The following is a 21,003-nucleotide window of genomic DNA, read 5'->3' as shown; positions in this document are numbered from 1 at the left end:
CCTGAGGGTGCGTGGTGCGGTTCCACCGCGGGGACGCGGCGGCGGCGCCCCTGACCCGGCCGCCGAGGGCCGGGTCAGGGGCGGGGGTGCGTCAGCCCGTGACGTTCGCGGGGTCGGCCTTCGTCACGTACGTGTCGTCGAGCAGCTTCGCGAGGGCGTCGTCGATGGCCTGCTGGCTGGCGACGTCGCCGGACTCGACGAAGATCGGGCCGACGATCTCGAGCACCTTGCGCTGCGCGTCGCCCGGGGCGGGGTCGACACCGAGGTTGGTGCGCTCGGTGATGACCGTCTTCGCGACGGCCGGGTCGATGCCCGCGACCTCGGCGAGGATCGCCACGACCTCGTCGGGGTTCTCCTGGGCCCAGGCGCGAGCCTTCTCATAGGCGTCCACGACGAGCTGGGCCAGGTCAGGGCTCTTCTCCAGGAACGTCTCCGTGGCGTTGAGGAACCCGTAGGTGTTGAAGTCGATGTTGCGGTAGACGAGCGTCGAGCCCGCGGTGGCCTCGCTGGCCGCCATGAGCGGGTCGAGCCCTGACCACGCGGTGACGGCGCCCGACTCGAGCGCGGCCTTGCCATCGGCGTGCTGCAGGTTCTGCACCTCGACCTCGTCCAGGCCGACACCGGCCTCCTCGAGCGCCTGCAGCAGGAAGAAGTACGGGTCGGTGCCCTTGGTCGCGGCGACGGACTTGCCCTTGAGGTCGGCCACCGACGTGATGTCGGAGCCCTGCGGGACGACGATCGCCGCCCACTCGGGCTGGGAGTAGATGTCGATCGCGACGATGGGCGAGCCGTTGGAGCGGGCGAGCAGCGCGGCCGAGCCGGCGGTGGAGCCCACGTCGACGGCGCCGGCGCGCAACGCCTCGTTGGCCTTGTTCGAGCCGGCGGACTGCACCCAGTTCACGGTGACGTCGTCGCCGAGGGTGGCCTCGAGCCAGCCCTGGTCCTTGATGACCAGGCTCAGCGGGTTGTACGTCGCGAAGTCGAGCGTGAGCGTGTCGGCGCTCCACCCCTCGGCGGCGACCTCGGTGGCGTCGGGCTCAGCGGCCTTGTCGGTGACGCCACCCTCCCCGCTCACGCACCCGCTGAGCAGCAGGGCGGCGGCGAGCGTCGTCGCTGTCAGCGACAGGGCGGTACGGATCTGCATGGTCTCTCCAGGGGGAGGTGGTGATGGGCGAGCAGGTCTGGTGGCTCAGATGGAGTGGTGCTGGTCCGGGTCGGGCGGGGGCCGGTGGTGGGTGTCGACGCCCAGGCCCTCGAGCAGCCCGGCTCGCAGCTCGGCGAGGGCAGCGTCGGCCCGGTCGCGGGGGCGGGCGCCGGGCACCTCGATGACGCTCTGGATCGACCCGTCCGCACCGCCGCGCAGCGTGGTGAGCAGGACGACGCGATCCGCCAGGTAGAGGGCCTCCTCGACGTCGTGCGTCACGAGCAGCACGGTGGTCGGCTCGGCGGCGTGCACGTCGAGCAGGAGGTCTTGCATCTTGAGCCGGGTCAGGGCGTCGAGCGCGCCGAACGGCTCGTCGAGCAGCAGCACCCCGGGGTTGCGGGCCAGGGCCCGTGCCAGCGAGGCGCGCTGGGCCATGCCGCCGGACACCTGCCGGGGGCGCAGACCGGCCGACGGCGTGAGGCCGACGAGCTCGAGCAGGTCGGCCACGCGCTGCCGGCCCTCGGGCTTGGGCGTCCCCCGGGGGAGGCCGAGCGCGACGTTCTGGCTGAGCGTCTGCCAGGGGAGCAGGCGCGGCTCCTGGAACGCGACGGCGGTGCGGCGGTCGATGCCGGTGACCGGGGCGCCATCGATGAGGATCTGGCCCGCGTCGGGGGCGTCGAGGCCCGAGACCTGCCGCAGCAGCGTCGACTTGCCGCAGCCGGACGGCCCGAGGATCGCGACGATCTCACCGGCGCGCAGCCGCAGGTCGACTCCGGAGAGCACGGTGCGTGGACCGGTGGGCGTCGCGAAGGTGCGTCGGACCCCGCTGAGTGCGACGTCGAGCGCGGTGCGTGTGCTGCTGGTGGTGATGGCCATGGCCGTCCTGGGGATCAGGCGGGCGCTGTCGGCTCAGGGGTGCTCACCAGGGCCGGGCGCCGCGCACAGCTGCGGGCGAGGAGGTGCACCGGCCCACGCGGCCCGGCGGGGCCGGGTCGAGGCTCGCGTCTGGGGGATCGTCAGAGGCGGGGGCGGTGCGGCTGCGGACAACAACAGCGGCAGGGCCGACAACAGCTCTGGCGATGGAGGGGAGCGGACATCGGGGACACCATGACGATCCGCCTCTCCGCTCGATTCAGTGCGTCCGTATCTTGAGACGCAGTGTTCACCTGGTGGGAACGGGATGACAGTAGCGGTCACCGGGGGGTGAGGCAACGAGTCGTCTCGCTAGTCGGGCGCCCCGCGCCGCGGCCCGCTCGCCCGGAGGACGCCGAGCACCGCCAGCCCTGCTGCCAGGCCCCAGAACGCCGACGAGACGCCGCCGGGCTGCACCCCCGAGACCGTGACCAGGAACGTGACCGCGGCGGCCTCGCGGAGGCCGGGCGCGGACGGCGCCGCGGCGGAGAACGCGCCACCGAGGGCGGCCGCCAGCGTCGCGACCAGCGCGAGCCCCGCCGCCGCCTCGACCAGGCCCTCCGGAGCGGCCAGGGCCACGGCCGCGACGGCTGACGAGCCGGCGCCGAGGACGACGTACCCGCAACCCGCCGTCATCGCGGCGCGCCACCGCCGTGCCGGGTCGGCGCCCGCCTCGGGCCCCGCCGCGAGCGCCGCGCTGATCGCCGCCAGGTTGATCGCGTGGCCGCCGAAGGGGGCGGCCAGCACCGTGCCGGCGCCCGTGACCAGCATGGTCGAGCGCACCGGGGCCCGGTAGCCGAAGCCCGCGAGCACGGCGATCCCGGGGATGTTCTGCGACGCCATGGTCACCACGAACAACGGCACGGCGAGCGACACCACAGCCGCGGCGGTGAGCGACGGCGCGGTGAGCGACAGCTGCGGCGCCAGCTCCCGGGCGCCGAGCGCGCGGACCCCCGGCTCCGTGAAGGCCAGGCCCACAGCCAGCGCCATCGACGCGGGCACGGCCCAGCGCCGGGCCACGCGGAGCAGCACGATCCAGACCAGCACTACGGGGCCGACCACGGCGGGAGCCGCCACCAGCGCGCGCACCGGCGCGAGGCACAGTCCCAGCAGGACCCCGGCGAGCATCGCGTTCGCGATGGGGGCCGGGATGAGCTGTGCCCAGAACGCGAGCCTGCGGGACAGCCCGACCGCGGCGAGCAGCATCCCGCACACCGCGAACGCGCCCACCGCGGCAGGCCAGCCGCCCTCGACAGCGCCCGTCGTGGCGAGCAGCGCGGCGCCGGGCGTGGACCAGGCGACCGTGATGGGCAGCCGGGTGCGCCATGACAGGAGCATCGTGGCGAGGCCCATCGCCACCGTGACGGCCAGCAGCCCTGAGGCGGCCTGCGCGGGGGAGGCGCCCACCGCCCGCAGCCCCGCGAGGACCACGGCGAAGGCGCTGGTGAAGCCGACCAGCGCCGTGACCAGCCCGGCGGTGACAGCCTCCGTCGTGCCGGTCCCAGCGGCCTGCGGATCGACAGCGCCGGGCGGCGGGGCGGCGGGTCCCCGCAGGCGCGGAGCCTGCGGCCCCGAGCCAGATCCCTCAGGAGCTGGCCCTGCCTCGTCGGGGGCCATCAGACCGTCGCGGACGTGCTCACGCGAGCAGGTCGGCGATCGCGGGCAGCATCCGGGGATCGGTCTGCACGAGCATGGTGGTGATCGCGGTGTCCTTCCAGGCGGGCAGCTGGGCGCGGATCGACTCGGGCGGCCCGACCAGCGCGATGTCCTGCACCAGCTCGAGCGGCACCGCCGCGGCGGCCTCGGCGCGCCGGCCCTCGAGGTAGTGGGCCTGGATCTCGTCGCACGCCTCGCCGTAGCCGAGCCGGTCCAAGACGTCACGATGGAAGTTCGCGCCCTTGGCGCCCATCCCCCCGGCGTAGAGCGCGATGAACGGGCGCACCGTGTCAGCGGCCTTCTCGACGTCCTCGCCGAGCACCACGGGCACGGTGGCGGTGACCTCGAAGCCCTCGACTGGGCTCGCTCCCGCGGGTCGCTTCGCGAAGCCGTCCGCGAGCAGCTCGCGGTACGTCGCGTCCATCCGCGGCGAGTAGAACATCGGCAGCCAGCCGTCGCAGATCTCGGCGGCGAGCGCGATGTTCTTGGGCCCCTCGGCGGCGAGGTGGATCGGCAGGCCGGCCCGCAGCGGGTGCACGGTCGAGCGCAGCGGCTTGCCGAGCCCGGCCCCGCCGACGTACGGCAGCTGGTAGAACTCGCCGTCGAACGTGACGGGCGCTTCGCGGGCCAGGACGTCGCGCACGATCGAGACGTACTCCCGGGTGCGGGCCAGCGGGCGCGGGTACGGCTGGCCGTACCAGCCCTCGACCACCTGCGGTCCGGAGGCGCCGAGCCCCAGCACGAAGCGCCCGCCCGAGAGGTGGTCGAGCGTGAGCGCGGCCATCGCTGCGGCCGTTGGGGTGCGGGCGCTGAGCTGCGCGATCGCGGTGCCCAGGCGGATGCGCGAGGTCTGCGAGCCCCACCAGGCGAGGGGCGTGAACGCGTCGGACCCGTAGGCCTCTGCCGTCCACACCGAGTCCAGGCCGAGCTGGTCGGCGGCGACCACCGCCTCCTGCGCTCCGGGCGGCGGGCCCGCGGACCAGTAGCCGGTGTGATAGCCGAGTCGCATAGAAAGCCCCATCTCGTCGTCGAGAGAGTTCATCTTGCACGGTGGGCGGCCGCTTGTCCGCCGAGGCGGCCAGCCGATGTCAGCGGGTGCGCGCGGTGAGGGTGTTCAGCAGGGCCGCGCCGGTGGCGGCGTCGTCCACGGTCACCACGTAGACCCGGCCGCCGGTGCGCGTCACCTGGAGGGCCGCTCCCTGGCGCACCACGATGCCGACCCTGCCGCTCGATCCGACCCGGTAGCCCCAGCCGCCGCACTCCCGCAGCGGTGACACCGACACCTCCTCGGCGTGCAGCACCTCGTCCGCCGGGACTGTCAGCCGGGGGAAGCCCAGCAGCGAGCGCACCCGCAGCCCGCGGCTGTCCACCGTCACGGTGAACTGCGCATGCGCCAGCAGGACGACCAGCACCACGGCCAGCGGGGCCGCCGCCGCAGGGGTGTCCGCGACCCGCGCGGTGATGGCCGAGACCGCCACCACTGCCGCGGCGACGGCGATCATCGAGCGGCCGGTGACGCGTCGCACCCACGTCGCACGCTCCTGGGGCGCCAGTGGCACCTGTGCGGCCGTCGAGGGCACGGGGGCTGTGGCGGGCTGTGGTCGGTCGCCGGGCATGAGCAGTGCGGCCAGCGCGCCGCCCAGCCCGCCGACGACGACGCAGAGGAGCACGACCCCGTCGATGCCGCCTGTCTGAGCGGAGTCGGCGAGCCCGCGCTGCGCGTCGAGCGTCCCCAGGACCGATGTCGCGAGGAAGAGCGAGCCGCCGACGGCGGTGCCGACCCCTGTGCGGCGCGCCGCGGCCGCGCGCCCGAGCCCAGTGGCGATGACCCATCCGAGCGCCGCCAAGGACGCGCCGATCCCCACGCCGGTCCAGACGAAGGATCCCAGCGAGCTGAAGCCGTCGGGTCCGTCGCCTCCGAAGTGGGAGGCCACCGGGTCGGGCAGCTCGGCAGCCCAGGACATCGCGACGACGACGGTGGCCGTGAGCACGAGCGCGGGGATCAGCAGGGCGACGGCACTGGTCAGGGCCTTGTCCGGCACGGGAGGCCGGGCGTCCGCCTCGGCGCCGGGGATGCTGGGGGCGTGGGGGGCGCTCATCGCAGTGCCTCTCGGAGGAGTGCTGTGGTGGTCTCGGGGGAGAGGCCGAGCTCGCGCGAGATCCTCACGACGGTCTCGATGGCCTCGTGCAGGGGGCGGTAGTCGTGCGTCGCGTGGGCGCTGACGACGGCGCCGCGGCCACGCCGCAGCTCGATCGCACCCTCGTCGCGCAGGTCCTGGTAGGCGCGGAGCACCGTGTGCAGGTTGATGTCGAGCGAGGCGGCGAGGTCGCGCGCGGAGGGCAGACGCATGCCGGGGGTGAGGTCGCCGCGCACGATGCCGGCCCGGACCTGGTCGCCGATCTGGGCGAAGAGGGGCTCCGGGGACGACGGGTCGACGCGGAAGAGCATGAAATGAACTCTAGTTGTTAGAACACAACTAGAACAAGCGTCGACCCGCTGGCATGCTCAGACGCCCTCGCTCTGACGTGGATCGCGTCAGATGTAGATCGCGGGGTCGTCCACCTCGAGTTCGGGCAACGACGGCACCGGGCGGATCCGCACCTCGGCGGGCACGCCGACCGCGACGGCGCCGGGGGGAACGTCCTTGAGCACCACGGCGTTCGCGCCGATCTGGGCGCCGTCCCCAATCCACACCGGCCCCAGGATCTTGGCCCCGGCGCCCACCACCACGCCGTCGCCGAGCGTGGGGTGCCGCTTGCCCTTCCGCATCGCCTTGCCGCCCAGCGTCGCGCCGTGGAACAGCACCACGTCGTCGCCCACCACGGACGTCTCGCCGATCACCACGCCCATGCCGTGGTCGATGAACAGCCGGTGGCCGATCTGCGCACCCGGGTGGATCTCGATGCCGGTGGCGGCCCGCGTCGCCTGCGACAGCAGACGCGCGGGCAGCCGCAGGCCGGGCTCGCGCCACATCCGGTGGAACACCCGGTACGCCCACACGGCGTGCACGCCGGGGTAGCCGAGCGCGACCTCGAGGTTCGAGCGCGCCGCCGGGTCACGGCGGCGCGCTGCCTCGAGGTCGTCGCGCAACACGCGCACAAACCGGCTCAGCATGGAAAGGGTCACGTCAGTCCAGCAGGTCCGCGTAGAGGATCGACGTCAGGTAGCGCTCGCCGAAGGACGGGATGATCACCACGATGAGCTTGCCGGCGTTCTCCGGACGGCCCGCGAGCTGGATCGCTGCGTCGAGCGCGGCCCCGGACGAGATGCCGACCAGCAGCCCCTCCTCCTTGGCGGCGCGGCGCGCGACCTCGACGGCCGTCTCCGCGTTCACGTCGATGATCTCGTCGTAGACCTTCTGGTCCAGCACCTCGGGCACGAAGTTCGCGCCGATGCCCTGGATCTTGTGCGGGCCGGGGGCTCCGCCGTTGAGGATCGGCGACTCGGCCGGCTCGACGCCGACGATCTGCACGCTCGGCTTGCGCTCCTTGAGCACCTGGCCGACGCCCGTGATGGTGCCGCCCGTGCCGATGCCGGCGACGACGATGTCCACCTCGCCGTCCGTGTCCGCCCAGATCTCCTCGGCGGTGGTGCGGCGGTGGATCTCCGGGTTCGCCTCGTTCGCGAACTGGCGCGCCAGCACCGAGCCCGGGCGCTCCTTCGCGATCTCCTCGGCCTTCGTGACCGCGCCCTTCATGCCCTCCGAGCCGGGCGTCAGCACCAGCTCGGCGCCGAAGGCGCGCAGCAGCGCGCGGCGCTCCTTGGACATTGTCTCGGGCATCGTCAGCACCACGTCGTACCCGCGCGCCGCGCCGACCATCGCCAGCGCGATGCCCGTGTTGCCGCTCGTGGCCTCCACGATCGTGCCGCCCGGGGGCAGCTCGCCCGACGCCTCGGCGGCGTCGACGATCGCGACGCCCAGGCGGTCCTTCACAGAGTTGGCCGGGTTGTAGAACTCGAGCTTCGCGACGACCGTCGCGCCGAGCCCTTCGGTCAGCCGGTTGATGCGCACCAGCGGGGTGTTGCCGATGAGCTTGGTGGCGTCGTCATAGATGCGGGCCATGTCGTCCTCGTCTGTACGGGACCGCGAGGGGCGGTCGGGGATCGCCGACGCGAGCGCGCCTGGCGGTGGTGCGAAGAAGGGCGAGCGCTGGCGCGGGGGGAAGAGGTGCCCGGCGTCGGGGCCTCCGCCGTCAGGGGCGGAGTGGCCAGCGCTCTATCGACAGCAGAGCGTGCGACAGCAGACCGCGTCGTGGCGGCGGGGCGTCGACCCGCTGACGACCGGGCGGGCAGAGGTGGCGTGCGTGCGCGTGCGCATCGAGCTCACCCTCTTCCCGGATCGGCGGTCGTAGATCCCTTGACGCTATCCCGTCGCGCTGACGTGCGCAAAGGTCGTCCACACTGAGCGGAACACCGAGAGCCCGGTCGGCATTCCTTGGTGGGGTGTGACGCGTGCGTCAGGCCGAGGGCGCGCCGATGCCCACCGCGTCGAGCCAGGCCTCCGCGAGCAGCCCGTGACCGGCCGGCGTCGGGTGCACGCCGTCGAAGCACCACTGCTCGGGGTTCGTGCGGACCGCCGCCGCGGCGAACAGCCCGTCCGCGGGCACCAGCGTGGCCCGGTAGTCGGAGGCGAGCCGTCGCACGACGCCGATCCGCGGGTCCAGATCGTCGCGCCAGGCGTGCTGCTCGCTCCTGACGGGCGTGAGGAACGGTTCGATGAGCACGATCCGCGCGCCCAGGGTGTCCCTCGTCGCGTCGAGGATCGCCCGGCAGGCGTCCTCGTACTCCTCGGTGGACGTGGGCGCCCCGCCGCCCTCGAAGCGGCGCCAGGTGTCGTTGATCCCGATGAGGATCGACACGACGGTGGGCTCCAGGTCGAGTGCGTCGCGCTGCCAGCGGTCGCGCAGCATCGTGGACGTGTCCCCGCCCACTCCACGGTTCAGGAACGTCAGGCCCAGGTCGGGGCGGCGGGCGCCGGCGAGGGAGGCCACCACCATCGCGTAGCCGGTCCCCAGGCTCGTCGGGTCGGAGTGGTCGCGGCCCCACTCGGTGATCGAGTCGCCGGTCAGCAGCACGCGGTCACCCGTGGTGAGGAGCGTCATGGCAGCACCTCAGCACACCGGCTGCCGTCCGACAACGGCTCCCGTCGCCCCGTCCAGCCCGTGTGCACGCTGTCGCCTGGGTGTGCGGAGGGGCGGTCGGCGTCGACCACCCCTCCGCCGTGCGGCTCATGCCGCGTTGAGGTACCCGTTCGGGTCGAGCACGTACTTGCGGGCCGCTCCCGCGTCGAACTCCGCGTACCCGGTCGGCGCCTGGTCGAGCGTGATCGGGACGGCGTTGACGTTCTCGGCGATATGCACGCGGTCGCCCAGGATCGCCATCATCAGGCCCCGGTTGTACTTCATGACGGGGCACTGGCCGGTGGTGAAGGACAGCGACTTGGCCCACCCGGTGCCCAGGCTCAGCGACAGCGAGCCCTTCTGGGCGGCCTCGTCGATGCCTCCCGGGTCGCCGGTGACGTAGAGCCCGGGGATGCCGAGCGCGCCGCCGGCGGCAGTGATGTCCATCAGGGAGTTGAGGACTGTCGCGGGCGCCTCGTGCCCGGAGTCGTGGCCGTGGCCCTTGGCCTCGAATCCGACGGCGTCGACGGCGCAGTCGACCTCGGGGACGCCGAGGATCTGCTCGATCTGGTCGGCGGGGTCGCCCTGCGTGAGGTCCACCGTCTCGCAGCCGAAGCTGCGCGCCTGGGCCAGGCGGTCGGCGTTCATGTCCCCGACGATCACGGCGGCGGCGCCCAGCAGCAGCGCGCTCGTCGCGGCCGCGAGGCCGACGGGCCCGGCGCCTGCCACGTAGACGGTCGACCCGACTCCGACACCTGCCGTCACGGCGCCGTGGAAGCCGGTGGGGAAGATGTCCGACAGCATCGCCAGGTCGAGGATCTTCTCCATCGCCTGGTCCTTGTCGGGGAACTTCAGCAGGTTCCAGTCGGCGTACGGCACCAGCACGTATTCGGCCTGACCGCCCACCCAGCCGCCCATGTCCACGTACCCGTAGGCGCTGCCCGGGCGGTCGGGGTTCACGTTGAGGCACACGCCTGTCTTGCGCTCCTTGCAGTTGCGACAGCGCCCGCAGGAGATGTTGAACGGCACGGAGACCAGGTCCCCGACGTTGATGAACTCCACGTCCAAACCCACCTCGACCACCTCGCCGGTGATCTCGTGGCCCAGCACCAGGTCGGCTGGGGCCGTGGTGCGGCCGCGGACCATGTGCTGGTCTGAGCCGCAGATGTTCGTCGCGACCGTCTTGAGGATCGCGCCGTGCGGCACCTTCCTCCCGATGTTGGCCGGGTTCACCCCTGGCCCGTCGTGCAGCTCGAAGTCCGGGTAGTCGGTGTCGATGACCTCGACGACGCCCGGACTCTTGTAGGCAACGGCTCTGTTGCTCGGCACGGTGCTCCTCCTCGCTCAGCGAGTCGCCCCCCAGTGGACGGCTCCGTGTCCGATTCAGCCTAGTTCGACGCGCGCGGGCGGCGACCGGGGGAGCCGACCCGGTCATCCGTGGCCGGTGGGCGTCTCCGCGCTGTGTGGCGTCCGTCGAGCAGGCGGACTCCCATCGCACTACCGGGAGAATCTGACGTTGTCGGCTGGGCGTCCATGCAGGGGTCGTTCGAGCGTTACTGCGGCGGCGGCCACGCACCGAAATCTGCTGAGGTCGACGCTGCGGCGAACATCGCCACCCTCCTGGTCCACGTCGCGTTCCTGCGGCTGATCCGAGACGCGTGGCAGGCCGGTCCGATCGACGGCATTTCGGTGCCGCTGGCGGTGACGACGCACGACTCCGAGCTCGGGATCGTGCTGCAGCCCTTGGTGTGCAGGCCTTGGATGCCCGCGCCCTCATGCCCGTAAGCGCGAGTTGTCCCCTGCCCGCGTGCAGGTGCGACCGTTCGAGAACAGCGTCGCGAAGGTCCCGGGCGTGTTGGTCTACTGCGGCGCGCTCGGGCCACGTTAAGGCTGGAACGGGATGTCAAGGCTGGAGCGGGTGACGAGAATCGAACTCGCGTAGCCAGTTTGGAAGACTGGGGCTCTACCATTGAGCTACACCCGCGCGGCCGGCATCGAGCCCGGCTGCGCGCACTAGGTTAGCGGCTCCGCAGCGGTGGTCGCACAACCCGCCCGGGAGGCGTCCGCACCGGGCCGGACCTGCGCACTAGACTCGCGGCGCACGGGATGTGGCGCAGGTTGGTAGCGCGTCCGCTTTGGGAGCGGAAGGTCGTGGGTTCGAATCCCGCCATCCCGACCAGTCTTCTTCGCCCTCACGGGGCGGCCAGACGGCCGTTCCGACCTGCGCCGTCGCCGCGCGTGGCCGCACGGCGGCGCGGTGCCGTACGATCGATGGGCCGGTGCGCGCGTCCAGATCCCTTGCCCGCACGCGCCGCCGCGTGCCCTGCGAGTCGCGTTTGACCGCCTCGAGGCCCGCGCCCGCGACCAGGCCGGACACTCCGGCGCACCACCCCGAGCAGTTGGAGACCACTGAAGTGAAGAGCGCCGTCGAGAGCCTGGACGCCACCAAGGTCAAGCTGACCGTCGAGGTGTCGTACGACGAGCTCAAGCCGAGCATCGACCACGCCTACAAGCACATCGCCGAGCAGGTGAACGTGCCGGGCTTCCGCAAGGGCAAGATCCCCCCGCGGATCATCGACCAGCGCGTGGGTCGCGGCGCCGTGCTTGAGCACGCCATCAACGAGGGCCTCTCCGGCTTCTACGCCGAGGCCGTGCGGGACAACAAGCTGCGCCCGCTGGGCCAGCCCGAGGTCGAGGTCACCAAGGTCCCCGAGCTGACCGCCACCGAGGGCGAGCTGCACTTCACCGCCGAGGTCGAGGTCCGACCGGAGATCACGGTCCCCGAGCTGGACTCGATCACGCTGACCGTCGACGACGTCGAGGTCACCGACGAGGACGTCACGGGCCGCCTGGACGCGCTCCGTGAGCGCTTCGGCACCCTGGTGGGCGTCGACACCCCCGCCGCCGAGGGCGACTTCGTGGTGCTGGACCTCGAGGCCAAGATTGAGGACGAGCAGGTCGACTCCGTCTCCGGCATCAGCTACCAGATCGGCTCGGGCAACATGCTCGAGGGCCTGGACGAGGCGCTCACGGGCCTGTCGGCCGGCGAGACCACGACGTTCGAGACCGCGCTCGCCGGTGGCGACCGCGCGGGGGAGACCGCCCAGGTCACCGTCACGGCCACGACCGTCAAGCAGCGCGAGCTGCCCGACGCCGACGACGACTTCGCGCAGCTGGCGAGCGAGTTCGACACGCTCGACGAGCTGAAGGCCGACCTGCGCGAGCAGGCCGCCCGTATCAAGGCCTCCAACCAGGCTGTCCAGGCACGCGACCTGCTGCTCGAGCAGCTGCTCGCCGCCGTCGAGGTCCCCGTCCCGGCCGGTGTGGTCGAGGCTGAGGTCACGCGCCACCTGGAGGGCGAGAACCGCCTGGAGGACGACGAGCACCGCGCCGAGGTCGCCGAGCAGGCCGCCACCGCGCTGCGCAACCAGATCCTCCTGGACACCCTCGCCGAGAAGCTCGAGATCAAGGTCAGCCAGAGCGAGCTGCTCGACTACCTGGTGAGCGCCTCGCGCCAGTACGGCATGGACCCGAACACGTTCATCCAGACGATCGACCAGCAGGGCCAGATCCCCGCCATGGTCGGCGAGGTCGCGCGCTCCAAGGCGCTCGCCGTCGCGCTGCGCCAGGTGACCGTCAAGGACGCCTCGGGCGCTGAGGTCGACCTGTCGGAGTTCATCGGCTCGGACGAGGAGGACGCCGTGGCCGACGCCGCGGACGCCGCTGCCGAGGCCGCCGCCGCGACCGTCTCGGACGACGACTCCGACGTCGTCTTCGACGACGAGGCCGAGGCCGAGGACGAGCCCAAGGCCTGATCCACCGCTGATCCGTCGAAGGCCCCGCACCCTCGTGGTGCGGGGCCTTCGCCGTGCCCCGCCCACACTGTGCGCCGTCAGCGAAAAGACGTCGCGGCGGGACGTTCGGGGCGGGTGCGCCGCGTTAGGGTCGCAGCACGCGCAGGGGCCAGGCCCGGGTTTCCAGGGCCGGCCGACACAGTCTGACGAGGGAGCCTTCGTGAACGACCACACGCCGGGGATCGCCCGGGCCGACTCTGCGGGGCTCGGCCTCAACGACAGCATCTACAACCGGCTGCTGCGGGAACGCATCATCTGGCTCGGCACGGAGGTCCGCGACGAGAACGCGAACGCCATCTGCGCCCAGATGATGCTGCTGGCAGCCGAGGACCCTGAGAAGGACATCTGGCTGTACATCAACTCGCCCGGCGGCTCCATCACCGCGGGCATGGCCATCTACGACACGATGCAATACATCGGGCCGGACGTCGCCACCATCGCGATGGGCATGGCCGCCTCGATGGGGCAGTTCCTGCTCTCCTCGGGCGCCAAGGGCAAGCGCTACGCCACGCCGCACGCCCGCGTGATGATGCACCAGCCGTCCGGCGGCATCAGCGGCACCGCCACGGACGTGCGGATCAACGCGCAGCTGATCATGCACATGAAGAAGACGCTTGCGGAGCTCACCGCGGAGCAGACGGGCAAGACGCCCGAGCAGATCAACTCCGACTCTGACCGTGACCGCTGGTTCACCGCGACCGAGGCGCTCGAGTACGGCTTCATCGACCACGTCGTCACCACGTCCGGCGCCGTCACAGGCGGTGGTGGCACGGAGAACGCCTGACCCCAGGCGCCGACCGACCACCGCGAGACACGAGGAGAACCCAGTGAGCATCGAGTCCCAGTTCATGGCCCGCGCCGGGCGCCTGGGCGGCTTCGGAGGCGGCGCGCCCGCGTCTCCGAGCAGCCGCTACGTGCTGCCCCAGTTCGAGGAGCGCACGGCCTACGGCTTCAAGCGCCAGGACCCCTACACCAAGCTCTTCGAGGACCGCATCGTCTTCCTCGGGGTGCAGGTGGACGACGCGTCCGCCGACGACGTGATGGCCCAGCTCCTGGTCCTGGAGTCCAGCGACCCGGACCGCGACATCACGCTGTACATCAACTCGCCCGGGGGCTCGTTCACCGCGCTCACGGCGATCTACGACACGATGCAGTACATCAAGCCGGACGTCATGACGGTCTGCCTGGGCCAGGCGGCCTCGGCAGCCGCCGTGCTGCTGGCGGCGGGCACCCCCGGCAAGCGCCTGGCGCTGCCGAACGCCCGCGTGCTGATCCACCAGCCGGCCATGGAGAACGGTGGGTACGCGCAGGCGTCCGACATCGAGATCCACGCCAACGAGCTGATCCGGATGCGCGAGTGGCTCGAGGCGACGCTCGCGCACCACACCACCCGGCCGATCGAGCAGGTTCGCCAGGACATCGAGCGCGACAAGATCCTCACGGCCGCCCAGGCGCTCGAGTACGGCCTGATCGACCAGGTGCTGGCTTCCCGCAAGGGCGCCGTCGCGACGACCGTCGAGCCCTCCTGACCTGTTCCCGGCCGGGCCCGTCCTCGGGTCCGGCCGGGACACGTCGGAGGGGCTGCGGCCCGGCGGGCTGACATCACGCCCTCCGTGGTGTGCAATGGTGGGAGCACGGTCAAGCGTCCAACTCGGGCGCGGGGCCGCGAAGGACCGCACCGCCCAGCCGGGCGGAGGGCGACACGAGGGAAGGGGACGGACGTGGCTCGCATCGGGGACGGGGCCGATCTCCTGAAGTGCTCGTTCTGCGGCAAGTCCCAGAAGCAGGTCAAGAAGCTCATCGCCGGCCCTGGGGTCTACATCTGCGACGAGTGCATCGACCTGTGCAACGAGATCATCGAGGAAGAGCTCGCCGAGTCCACCGAGGTGGGCATGGTCGACCTGCCGAAGCCGAAGGAGATCTTCGCCTTCCTCGAGGAGTACATCGTGGGCCAGGAGCCCGCGAAGCGGTCCCTCGCGGTCGCCGTGTACAACCACTACAAGCGGATCCAGGCCGGCGAGCAGAGCCGCGCGCCGGGCTCCACTGAGGACGCGATCGAGCTCGCGAAGTCGAACATCCTGCTGATCGGCCCCACGGGCTGCGGCAAGACGTACCTCGCGCAGACTCTCGCGAAGATGCTCAACGTCCCGTTCGCCATCGCCGACGCCACGGCGCTGACCGAGGCCGGCTACGTGGGCGAGGACGTCGAGAACATCCTCCTCAAGCTCATCCAGGCCGCCGACTACGACGTCAAGCGCGCTGAGACCGGGATCATCTACATCGACGAGGTCGACAAGATCGCCCGCAAGAGCGAGAACCCGTCGATCACGCGCGACGTCTCGGGCGAGGGCGTGCAGCAGGCGCTGCTGAAGATCCTCGAGGGCACCACCGCGTCGGTGCCGCCGCAGGGCGGCCGCAAGCACCCGCACCAGGAGTTCATCCAGATCGACACGACGAACGTGCTGTTCATCGTGGCCGGCGCGTTCGCCGGGCTGGACGAGATCATCACCTCCCGCGCCGGGCGCCGGGGGATCGGGTTCGGGGCGCCGCTGCACTCGGCCGACGACATCGACGTGTACGACGAGGTCATGCCGGAGGACCTGCTGAAGTTCGGGCTGATCCCCGAGTTCATCGGACGGGTGCCCGTCATCACCACGGTCTCCCCGCTCGACCGGGACGCGCTGGTGCGGATCCTCACCGAGCCGCGCAACGCGCTGGTCAAGCAGTACCAGCGGATGTTCGAGATCGACGGCGTCGAGCTCGAGTTCACCGATGACGCCGTGACGGCCATCGCCGACCAGGCCCTGCTGCGCGGCACCGGGGCACGTGGGCTGCGGGCCATCATGGAAGAGGTCCTGCAGCAGGTCATGTTCGAGGTCCCCAGCCGTGACGACGTCGAGCGGGTGGTCATCACTCGCGAGGTCGTGCTGGAGAATGTCAACCCGACGCTCGTCCCGCGCGAGGCGCCCCGCGCCAAGCGCACCCCCCGCGAGAAGTCGGCCTGACGGACGGTCCCGCAGCGGGCACGTCCTGCCCGCCTAGGATCGACGCGTGAACGACGACATCCCCCGTGAGCTGCCCCCTGAGCTGATCCGCCTGCGCGGCAGCATCGACAACATCGACGCCGCCCTCGTGTACCTCCTGGCCGAGCGCTTCAAGGCGACGCAGCAGGTCGGCGTGCTGAAGGCCGTGCAAGGCCTGCCCCCGTCGGACCCCGCCAGGGAGGCCCGCCAGGTCGCGCGGCTGCGCGAGCTCGCGCACGAGGCCGACCTGGACCCGGTCTTCGCCGAGAAGTTCCTCGCCTTCATCGTCGAGGAGGTCATCCGGCACCACGAGGAGATCGCGAACGGGCCCGCCGTCGAGGACTGAGCCCGAGCGGCGGTCTACCTGGCAGGTGGCGGGCTGCCGGCTTCTGGCGGAGGGTGGAGAGGTCAGCACCTGGCCATGGGAGGCCGTGGCCGGGTACATCCTCGTCCCCCCGGAGGCGCTGCTCCATGGATCTGCAATGGCTCAAGCCCGTGCTCGGCCGGCCCGCCCCGTTCACCACGGTGTACCTCGACTCGACCGCGGCGGACACCGCCGGCGGCACCGACTCCCTGGACCGATGGCGGTCCCTGCGCCGGGAGCTCGAGGAGCAGGGCGCCCCGGTATCGGTGATGGAGGACATCGGCGAGCTGGTCGCGCAGCCGACCGGCGTCGCGGGCGCACACGGGCGGGTCATCATCGCCGACAGCGAGGGCGTGGTGATCGACAGGATCCTCGCCGACGCCCCCGCCCAGTCGCAGGCGACTCTGGGCCCGGTGCCGGTGCTCCTGTCCGCGGCGCAGGCCGGGGACGAGTCGACCCGGTTCCTGCTCGTCGAGGTCGACAGGCAGGGCGCCGACCTGAGCTGGTCGGACTGGTCGGGCCTCAAGGTCGCCGAGTCCGACGTGGTCGAGGGCGATCACGACGTGCTGCACAAGGTCCGCGAGGGCGGCACCGCCCAGCGCCGCATGGAGACCCGCGCGCAGGACTCCTGGGAGCGCAACGCGCAGGCGATCGCGGCCGAGCTGGACAAGCAGGTCAGTGAGCGCTCGCCCGAGCTGGTGCTGCTCACCGGCGACATCCGGGCGGTGGGGCTCGTCCGGGACGCGCTCGGCCAGCACGCCCGGGAGCGGCTCGTGGTGGTGCCCGGCGGCTCGCGGGCGGACGGCGTGAACAAGGAGGCGTTCCAGGCGAACGTCGCGGAGGCGCTCCGGACGCACCGGGACCGGCGGCGGCAGCAGGTGCTCTCGCAGTACCGCACCGGCCGTGGCCGCGGCGAGGGAGCGGTGACAGCCCTGGCGGACGTGGTGGACGTGCTGCGCCGCGGGCAGGTGCAGGAGCTCCTGTTCGACACGACCGCGCGCATGGACGGCTCCACGCTGCGCGAGGCGCGGCTGTGGATCGGGCCGGAGCCGCTCGAGCTCGCCGTGACGCAGGAGGAGCTGGAGTCGATGGGCGCGCAGGGCGGGGCCGGGCTGGTGCCCGCGGATGTCGCGTTGGTGCGCGCCGCCGTCGCCCAGGACGCCGGCCTCACGTTCGTCGAGGACGGCGCCGTGGAGCTCATGGACGGGGTCGGCGCGGTGCTGCGATGGTCCGACGGCTCGACGCCCAGCGTGTCCGTGCCGAGCCAGTCCGCCGACACCGGACGGCTGCGCGGCGCCGTGTGAGCCGGTGAGCCGGTGACGCGCGAGCCTCGGGAGTGCTGGGGTCCAGCGCCCCCGAGGCCCGCCGTCAGCGGGCGCCGGACTTCAGCGTGAGCAACCGCTTGGCCTCGGCGCCGGCAGGCGGGCGCTCGTCGACGTACAGCGCCTCGATCTCCGCCGCGAAGTCGCGGAGCACGGCGCCGCGCTTCACCTTGAGCGAGGGCGTCAGGTAGCCGTTGGCCTCGGTGAAGTCGACGGTCAGGATCCTGACCTTGCGTATCGACTCGGCGCGGGAGACGGCCTCGTTGGCGCGCTCCGCCGCGCGCTCGATAGCGGCGATCACACCCACGTGGACGGCCGCGGCGGCGGCGTCCATCGACGGCAGGCCGTGCGAGGCGAGCCAGCCTGGGAGCATCTCGGCGTCGAGCGTCACCAAGGCGCCGATGAACGGCCGCCCGTCGCCGACCACGACCACCTGGCTGACCACGGGGTGCCCGCGGAACCGGTCCTCGAGGACGGCCGGGGCCACGTTCTTGCCGCCGGCGGTGACGATGATCTCCTTGGACCGGCCGGTGATGCGCAGGTAGCCGTCGGCGTCGAAGGCGCCGATGTCGCCCGTCCGGAACCAGCCGTCGACGAACGCGTCGGCCGTCGCCTCGGGGTTGTTGTGGTAGCCGCGGAACACGTGCGGCCCCTTGACGAGGATCTGCCCGTCGTCGTCGGTGCGGACCCAGGTGCCGGCGAAGGGGCGCCCCACCGTTCCCACCTTGAGCGGCGAGATCGGGTTGACGGTGGTGGGCGCCGTGGTCTCCGTGAGGCCGTAGCCCTCGAGCACGAGCAGCCCGATGCCCCGGTAGAAGTGGCCGAGCCGCTCCCCGAGGGGCGCGCCGCCGGAGATGGCGTACTGCAGGTTGCCGCCCAGCACGGCCCGCAGCTTGCGGTGCACGAGCACCCCGGCGACGGCCTGCTGCGCCCGCAGGACGAGGCTGGTGGCGCCCGGCGCGTCGACCGCGCGGGACGAGGTGATCGCGACCTTCGCCGCCCACCGGAAGAGCTTGAGGCGGGCGCCCGAGCCCGCCTTCTGCTCAGCGGAGTTGTACACCTTCTCGAACACGCGCGGCACGGCCAGCACGAAGGACGGCCGGAACGCCGCGAGGTCGGCGATGAGGTTGCGGGTGTCGGGCGCGTGCCCGATCACGGCGCCGCTGGCGACGCACAGCACCGAGATAAACCGCGCGAAGACGTGCGCGAGCGGCATGAACAGCAGCGTCCGCGCGCCGGGGACCGAGCAGATCTGCCCGAGGGCGTCGATGCCCCCGAGGACAAGCGACACGAAGTTCCCGTGCGTGAGCTCGACGCCCTTGGGGCGGCCTGTGGTGCCGGAGGTGTAGATGATCGTCGCGAGGTCGGCGCCGGTGGCGAGTGCGGTCCGCCGGGCGATCTCCTCGTCGGGAACACCGGCGCCGTCGCGCACGAGCTCGGCGATGCCGCCCTCGTCGATGACCAGCACGTCGCGGAGCCCGCCGAGGCCGGAGGGGTCCTGGTGGACGACCGCGGCGTGCGCGGCCGTCTCGACCACCGCGAGCCGCACCCCGGCGTCGGAGAGTATCCAGGCGACCTGCTCGGCCGAGGACGTCTCGTAGACGGGGACGACGACGCCGCCCACCGCCCAGATGGCGAAGTCGACCAGGCTCCACTCGTATCGGGTGCGCGACATGATCGCGACCGTGTCGCCGACCTGGACGCCACGAGCGACGAGGCCCTTCGCGACCGCGGCCACCTCGGCGGCGAACGTCGCGGCGGTGACCGGCGTCCACGTGCCGCCGAGCCCCGTGGAGCGCTCGATCAGAGTGCCGTGCGGGTCTCGGGCCGCACGGCGGGCGAGCAGCGTGCTCGTGCTCCAGGTGGGATCGACGACGACGGGTGTCGGGGTGTGGAACTCGGGCATGGATGCTCCAGGTCGGTGAATCGAACCCATCGACCCTAGTCGCCCGAGAGGGCTACTCAGCCCGCGGGGCCACGTTCGCGTGGGTGGGATCGAGCACACGCTGCAGGAATGCGCGGGTGCGCTCCTCGCGGGGAGCGCTGATGACCTGGTCGGCCGGGCCCTCCTCGACGATCACGCCCTCGTCCATGAACACGACCCGGTCGCCCACCTCGCGGGCGAACGCCATCTCGTGAGTGACCACGAGCATCGTCATGCCGGCCTCGGCCAGGTCGCGCATGACGCCGAGCACATCGCCGACCAGCTCGGGGTCGAGCGCGGACGTGGGCTCGTCGAACAGCATGAGCTGCGGGTCCATCGACAGCGCGCGGGCGATCGCCACCCGCTGCTGCTGGCCCCCCGACAGCTGCCCGGGCAGCGCGTTGGCCCGGTCGGCGAGCCCGACCCGCTCCAGGTTGGCCATCGCGACGCGCTCGGCCTCGGCGCGCGAGCGCTTGAGCACGCCCCGCTGTGCGATGGTGCAGTTGTCCAGCACGGTGCGGTGGGTGAACAGGTTGAACTGCTGGAACACCATGCCCACGTGGGTGCGGACCAGGTCCAGGTCGACGTCGGGGTCGGTGACCTCGGTCCCCAGCACCTCGATCGTGCCGCCGGTGGGCTGCTCGAGCAGGTTGACGCAGCGCAGCAGCGTGGACTTGCCGGAGCCGGACGGCCCGACGATGCAGACCACCTCGCCCGTGCGGACCTCGAGGTCGATGCCGCGCAGCACCTCGCGCTCGCCGAAGGACTTGCGCAGCCCGGTGACGGCGACGACAGGGCCCGCAGGTCCGGCCGGGGGGGCGGTGGGGGCGGTGGAGGCGGAGGTCATGCGCGGCGGGCCTTTCCGGTGCGGTTCTCGAGCCAGCGGGCGAGCAGCCCGAGCGGGATCGTCAGGCACAGGTAGCAGGCGCCGACGACGAACAGCCCGGTGAGCCCGCCCGTGGCGCTGGTGAGCGCCTCGCGGCCGATCTTCGTCAGGTCGTACTGCGCGGCCGTCATGCCGAGCAGGAACACGAGCGAGGTGTCCTTGGTGAGCAGGATGACCTCGTTGGTCATGGGCGGCAGCACGATCCGGAAGGCCTGCGGGATGACCACGACTGCCAGGGTGCGGGCGTGCGACATGCCGAGCGAGCGCGCGGCCTCGATCTGCCCCTTGGGCACCGCCTGGATGCCGGCGCGGAGGGTCTCGGCGATGTAGGCGGCCGAGACCATGCCCAAGCCGATCGCGACCTTCGCGGTGAGCGAGCTGATCCGCACGTCGAACGCGATCGGCACGGCGAACCCGACGGTCAGCACCACGAGCAGCGCGGGGATCCCCCGGAAGAACTCGATGTACACCGTGGCGATCCAGCGGTACACGCGCACGCTGGACAGCTTCATGAGCGCCAGCACGATGCCGAGGCTCAGGCCGACCGCGAACGCCGCGATCGTGTAGACGATCGTGTTGCCCATCGCCTGGCCCAGGCTGGGCAGCATGTCGCGGGCGACCGTCGGGTTGAACAGGGAGGCGCCGATGCGCTCCCAGTCCGCGGCGATCGCCACGACCGCGACGACGACCAGCAGCACGGCGTACTGGATCGCCCGCGACAGGCGCGCGCGGCGGCGCGGGCTCATCGTGCGCGTGCGGGATCCCGGCCGCGCGAGCTGCTGGGTCGTCGTCATGGC

At 72.0% G+C, this 21,003-nt stretch carries 20 protein-coding genes and 2 tRNA genes; 8 read left to right on the top strand and 14 right to left on the bottom strand.

Annotated elements, in window-relative coordinates:
- Positions 1-91: 91 nt before the first annotated feature.
- From NP064_RS10725 to fdhA, 10 genes are all read right to left on the bottom strand, one after another.
- Complete coding sequence (locus NP064_RS10725; protein ID WP_227569656.1) at positions 92-1,144, bottom strand: aliphatic sulfonate ABC transporter substrate-binding protein; 1,053 nt, start codon at positions 1,142-1,144, stop codon at positions 92-94.
- Between the two features lie 45 nt (positions 1,145-1,189).
- Positions 1,190-2,020 (bottom strand): ABC transporter ATP-binding protein, encoded by an 831-nt coding sequence (locus NP064_RS10720; RefSeq protein WP_227569657.1) that lies wholly within the window; start codon positions 2,018-2,020, stop codon positions 1,190-1,192.
- Positions 2,021-2,368: 348 nt separating this feature from the next.
- Positions 2,369-3,673: a benzoate/H(+) symporter BenE family transporter gene (locus NP064_RS10715; RefSeq protein WP_227569658.1), complete on the bottom strand. Its 1,305-nt coding sequence runs from the start codon at positions 3,671-3,673 to the stop codon at positions 2,369-2,371.
- Positions 3,674-3,692: 19 nt separating this feature from the next.
- On the bottom strand, positions 3,693-4,721 hold the full coding sequence (locus NP064_RS10710) for an LLM class F420-dependent oxidoreductase (protein ID WP_227569715.1): 1,029 nt from the start codon (positions 4,719-4,721) through the stop codon (positions 3,693-3,695).
- A 79-nt stretch (positions 4,722-4,800) separates the two neighbouring features.
- The gene (locus NP064_RS10705; RefSeq protein WP_227569659.1) at positions 4,801-5,811 is read right to left on the bottom strand and encodes a DUF1648 domain-containing protein; all 1,011 of its coding nucleotides are present in this window, start codon (positions 5,809-5,811) and stop codon (positions 4,801-4,803) included.
- Complete coding sequence (locus NP064_RS10700) at positions 5,808-6,161, bottom strand: GntR family transcriptional regulator (protein WP_227569660.1); 354 nt, start codon at positions 6,159-6,161, stop codon at positions 5,808-5,810. Before NP064_RS10700 ends, NP064_RS10705 begins: the two co-directional genes overlap by 4 nt.
- Before the next feature lie 87 nt (positions 6,162-6,248).
- Positions 6,249-6,827 carry a serine O-acetyltransferase EpsC gene (epsC, locus tag NP064_RS10695; protein WP_227569661.1) on the bottom strand — a complete coding sequence of 193 codons (579 nt, stop codon included), beginning with the start codon at positions 6,825-6,827 and terminating at the stop codon, positions 6,249-6,251.
- A gap of 13 nt (positions 6,828-6,840) precedes the next feature.
- Positions 6,841-7,776 (bottom strand): cysteine synthase A, encoded by a 936-nt coding sequence (gene cysK, locus NP064_RS10690; RefSeq protein ID WP_227569662.1) that lies wholly within the window; start codon positions 7,774-7,776, stop codon positions 6,841-6,843.
- 394 nt (positions 7,777-8,170) lie between these two features.
- The gene (locus NP064_RS10685; protein ID WP_227569663.1) at positions 8,171-8,815 is read right to left on the bottom strand and encodes an SGNH/GDSL hydrolase family protein; all 645 of its coding nucleotides are present in this window, start codon (positions 8,813-8,815) and stop codon (positions 8,171-8,173) included.
- A gap of 126 nt (positions 8,816-8,941) precedes the next feature.
- Positions 8,942-10,162, bottom strand: coding sequence for a formaldehyde dehydrogenase, glutathione-independent (fdhA, locus tag NP064_RS10680; RefSeq protein WP_227569664.1), 1,221 nt, complete (start codon positions 10,160-10,162; stop codon positions 8,942-8,944).
- 204 nt (positions 10,163-10,366) lie between these two features.
- Here fdhA and NP064_RS10675 point away from each other — a divergent pair, with 204 nt between their 5' ends.
- Positions 10,367-10,618: a hypothetical protein gene (locus tag NP064_RS10675; RefSeq protein WP_227569665.1), complete on the top strand. Its 252-nt coding sequence runs from the start codon at positions 10,367-10,369 to the stop codon at positions 10,616-10,618.
- A 125-nt stretch (positions 10,619-10,743) separates the two neighbouring features.
- Here NP064_RS10675 and NP064_RS10670 read toward each other — a convergent pair.
- Positions 10,744-10,817 (bottom strand) — tRNA-Gly (locus NP064_RS10670).
- A gap of 118 nt (positions 10,818-10,935) precedes the next feature.
- Here NP064_RS10670 and NP064_RS10665 point away from each other — a divergent pair.
- The 7 genes from NP064_RS10665 to NP064_RS10635 all read left to right on the top strand — a co-directional run bounded on the left by NP064_RS10665 (position 10,936) and on the right by NP064_RS10635 (position 17,378).
- A tRNA-Pro gene (locus tag NP064_RS10665) sits at positions 10,936-11,012 on the top strand.
- 220 nt (positions 11,013-11,232) lie between these two features.
- Positions 11,233-12,648 carry a trigger factor gene (gene tig / locus NP064_RS10660; RefSeq protein ID WP_227569666.1) on the top strand — a complete coding sequence of 472 codons (1,416 nt, stop codon included), beginning with the start codon at positions 11,233-11,235 and terminating at the stop codon, positions 12,646-12,648.
- Between the two features lie 199 nt (positions 12,649-12,847).
- A complete protein-coding gene (locus tag NP064_RS10655) occupies positions 12,848-13,471 on the top strand; it encodes an ATP-dependent Clp protease proteolytic subunit (protein ID WP_227569667.1) in 624 nt (207 codons plus the stop codon).
- Between the two features lie 43 nt (positions 13,472-13,514).
- Complete coding sequence (locus NP064_RS10650; RefSeq protein ID WP_284439666.1) at positions 13,515-14,216, top strand: ATP-dependent Clp protease proteolytic subunit; 702 nt, start codon at positions 13,515-13,517, stop codon at positions 14,214-14,216.
- Between the two features lie 192 nt (positions 14,217-14,408).
- Positions 14,409-15,692 carry an ATP-dependent Clp protease ATP-binding subunit ClpX gene (gene clpX / locus NP064_RS10645; protein WP_227569668.1) on the top strand — a complete coding sequence of 428 codons (1,284 nt, stop codon included), beginning with the start codon at positions 14,409-14,411 and terminating at the stop codon, positions 15,690-15,692.
- Positions 15,693-15,738: 46 nt separating this feature from the next.
- Positions 15,739-16,056 carry a chorismate mutase gene (locus NP064_RS10640; RefSeq protein WP_227569669.1) on the top strand — a complete coding sequence of 106 codons (318 nt, stop codon included), beginning with the start codon at positions 15,739-15,741 and terminating at the stop codon, positions 16,054-16,056.
- Between the two features lie 125 nt (positions 16,057-16,181).
- Positions 16,182-17,378 carry a baeRF2 domain-containing protein gene (locus tag NP064_RS10635; RefSeq protein WP_227569670.1) on the top strand — a complete coding sequence of 399 codons (1,197 nt, stop codon included), beginning with the start codon at positions 16,182-16,184 and terminating at the stop codon, positions 17,376-17,378.
- A 64-nt stretch (positions 17,379-17,442) separates the two neighbouring features.
- Here NP064_RS10635 and NP064_RS10630 read toward each other — a convergent pair whose 3' ends face one another.
- The 3 genes from NP064_RS10630 to NP064_RS10620 are packed head-to-tail and all read right to left on the bottom strand — an operon-like array spanning position 17,443 to position 21,000.
- Entirely contained in the window at positions 17,443-19,302 is a 1,860-nt protein-coding gene (locus NP064_RS10630; protein WP_227569671.1) for an AMP-dependent synthetase/ligase, read from the bottom strand.
- 52 nt (positions 19,303-19,354) lie between these two features.
- On the bottom strand, positions 19,355-20,167 hold the full coding sequence (locus NP064_RS10625) for an amino acid ABC transporter ATP-binding protein (protein WP_227569672.1): 813 nt from the start codon (positions 20,165-20,167) through the stop codon (positions 19,355-19,357).
- Positions 20,164-21,000: an amino acid ABC transporter permease gene (locus NP064_RS10620; RefSeq protein ID WP_227569673.1), complete on the bottom strand. Its 837-nt coding sequence runs from the start codon at positions 20,998-21,000 to the stop codon at positions 20,164-20,166. Before NP064_RS10620 ends, NP064_RS10625 begins: the two co-directional genes overlap by 4 nt.
- Between the last annotated feature and the right edge of the window lie 3 nt (positions 21,001-21,003).

The organism is Cellulomonas chengniuliangii, assembly GCF_024508335.1.
Lineage (GTDB): Bacteria > Actinomycetota > Actinomycetes > Actinomycetales > Cellulomonadaceae > Cellulomonas_A > Cellulomonas_A chengniuliangii.
This window is presented reverse-complemented; position numbering and strand designations above follow the sequence as displayed.

Excerpts from the sequence above, each read along its gene's own strand:
- NP064_RS10720 (WP_227569657.1), bottom strand. The coding sequence starts at position 2,020 with ATGGCCATCACCACCAGCAGCACACGCACCGCGCTCGACGTCGCACTC.
- NP064_RS10715 (WP_227569658.1), bottom strand. The coding sequence starts at position 3,673 with ATGGCCCCCGACGAGGCAGGGCCAGCTCCTGAGGGATCTGGCTCGGGG.
- NP064_RS10675 (WP_227569665.1), top strand. The coding sequence starts at position 10,367 with ATGCAGGGGTCGTTCGAGCGTTACTGCGGCGGCGGCCACGCACCGAAA.
- NP064_RS10630 (WP_227569671.1), bottom strand. The coding sequence starts at position 19,302 with ATGCCCGAGTTCCACACCCCGACACCCGTCGTCGTCGATCCCACCTGG.
- NP064_RS10705 (WP_227569659.1), bottom strand. The coding sequence starts at position 5,811 with ATGAGCGCCCCCCACGCCCCCAGCATCCCCGGCGCCGAGGCGGACGCC.
- NP064_RS10685 (WP_227569663.1), bottom strand. The coding sequence starts at position 8,815 with ATGACGCTCCTCACCACGGGTGACCGCGTGCTGCTGACCGGCGACTCG.
- NP064_RS10620 (WP_227569673.1), bottom strand. The coding sequence starts at position 21,000 with ATGACGACGACCCAGCAGCTCGCGCGGCCGGGATCCCGCACGCGCACG.
- NP064_RS10725 (WP_227569656.1), bottom strand. The coding sequence starts at position 1,144 with ATGCAGATCCGTACCGCCCTGTCGCTGACAGCGACGACGCTCGCCGCC.
- cysK (WP_227569662.1), bottom strand. The coding sequence starts at position 7,776 with ATGGCCCGCATCTATGACGACGCCACCAAGCTCATCGGCAACACCCCG.
- NP064_RS10635 (WP_227569670.1), top strand. The coding sequence starts at position 16,182 with ATGGATCTGCAATGGCTCAAGCCCGTGCTCGGCCGGCCCGCCCCGTTC.
- epsC (WP_227569661.1), bottom strand. The coding sequence starts at position 6,827 with ATGCTGAGCCGGTTTGTGCGCGTGTTGCGCGACGACCTCGAGGCAGCG.
- NP064_RS10710 (WP_227569715.1), bottom strand. The coding sequence starts at position 4,721 with ATGCGACTCGGCTATCACACCGGCTACTGGTCCGCGGGCCCGCCGCCC.
- NP064_RS10625 (WP_227569672.1), bottom strand. The coding sequence starts at position 20,167 with ATGACCTCCGCCTCCACCGCCCCCACCGCCCCCCCGGCCGGACCTGCG.
- NP064_RS10700 (WP_227569660.1), bottom strand. The coding sequence starts at position 6,161 with ATGCTCTTCCGCGTCGACCCGTCGTCCCCGGAGCCCCTCTTCGCCCAG.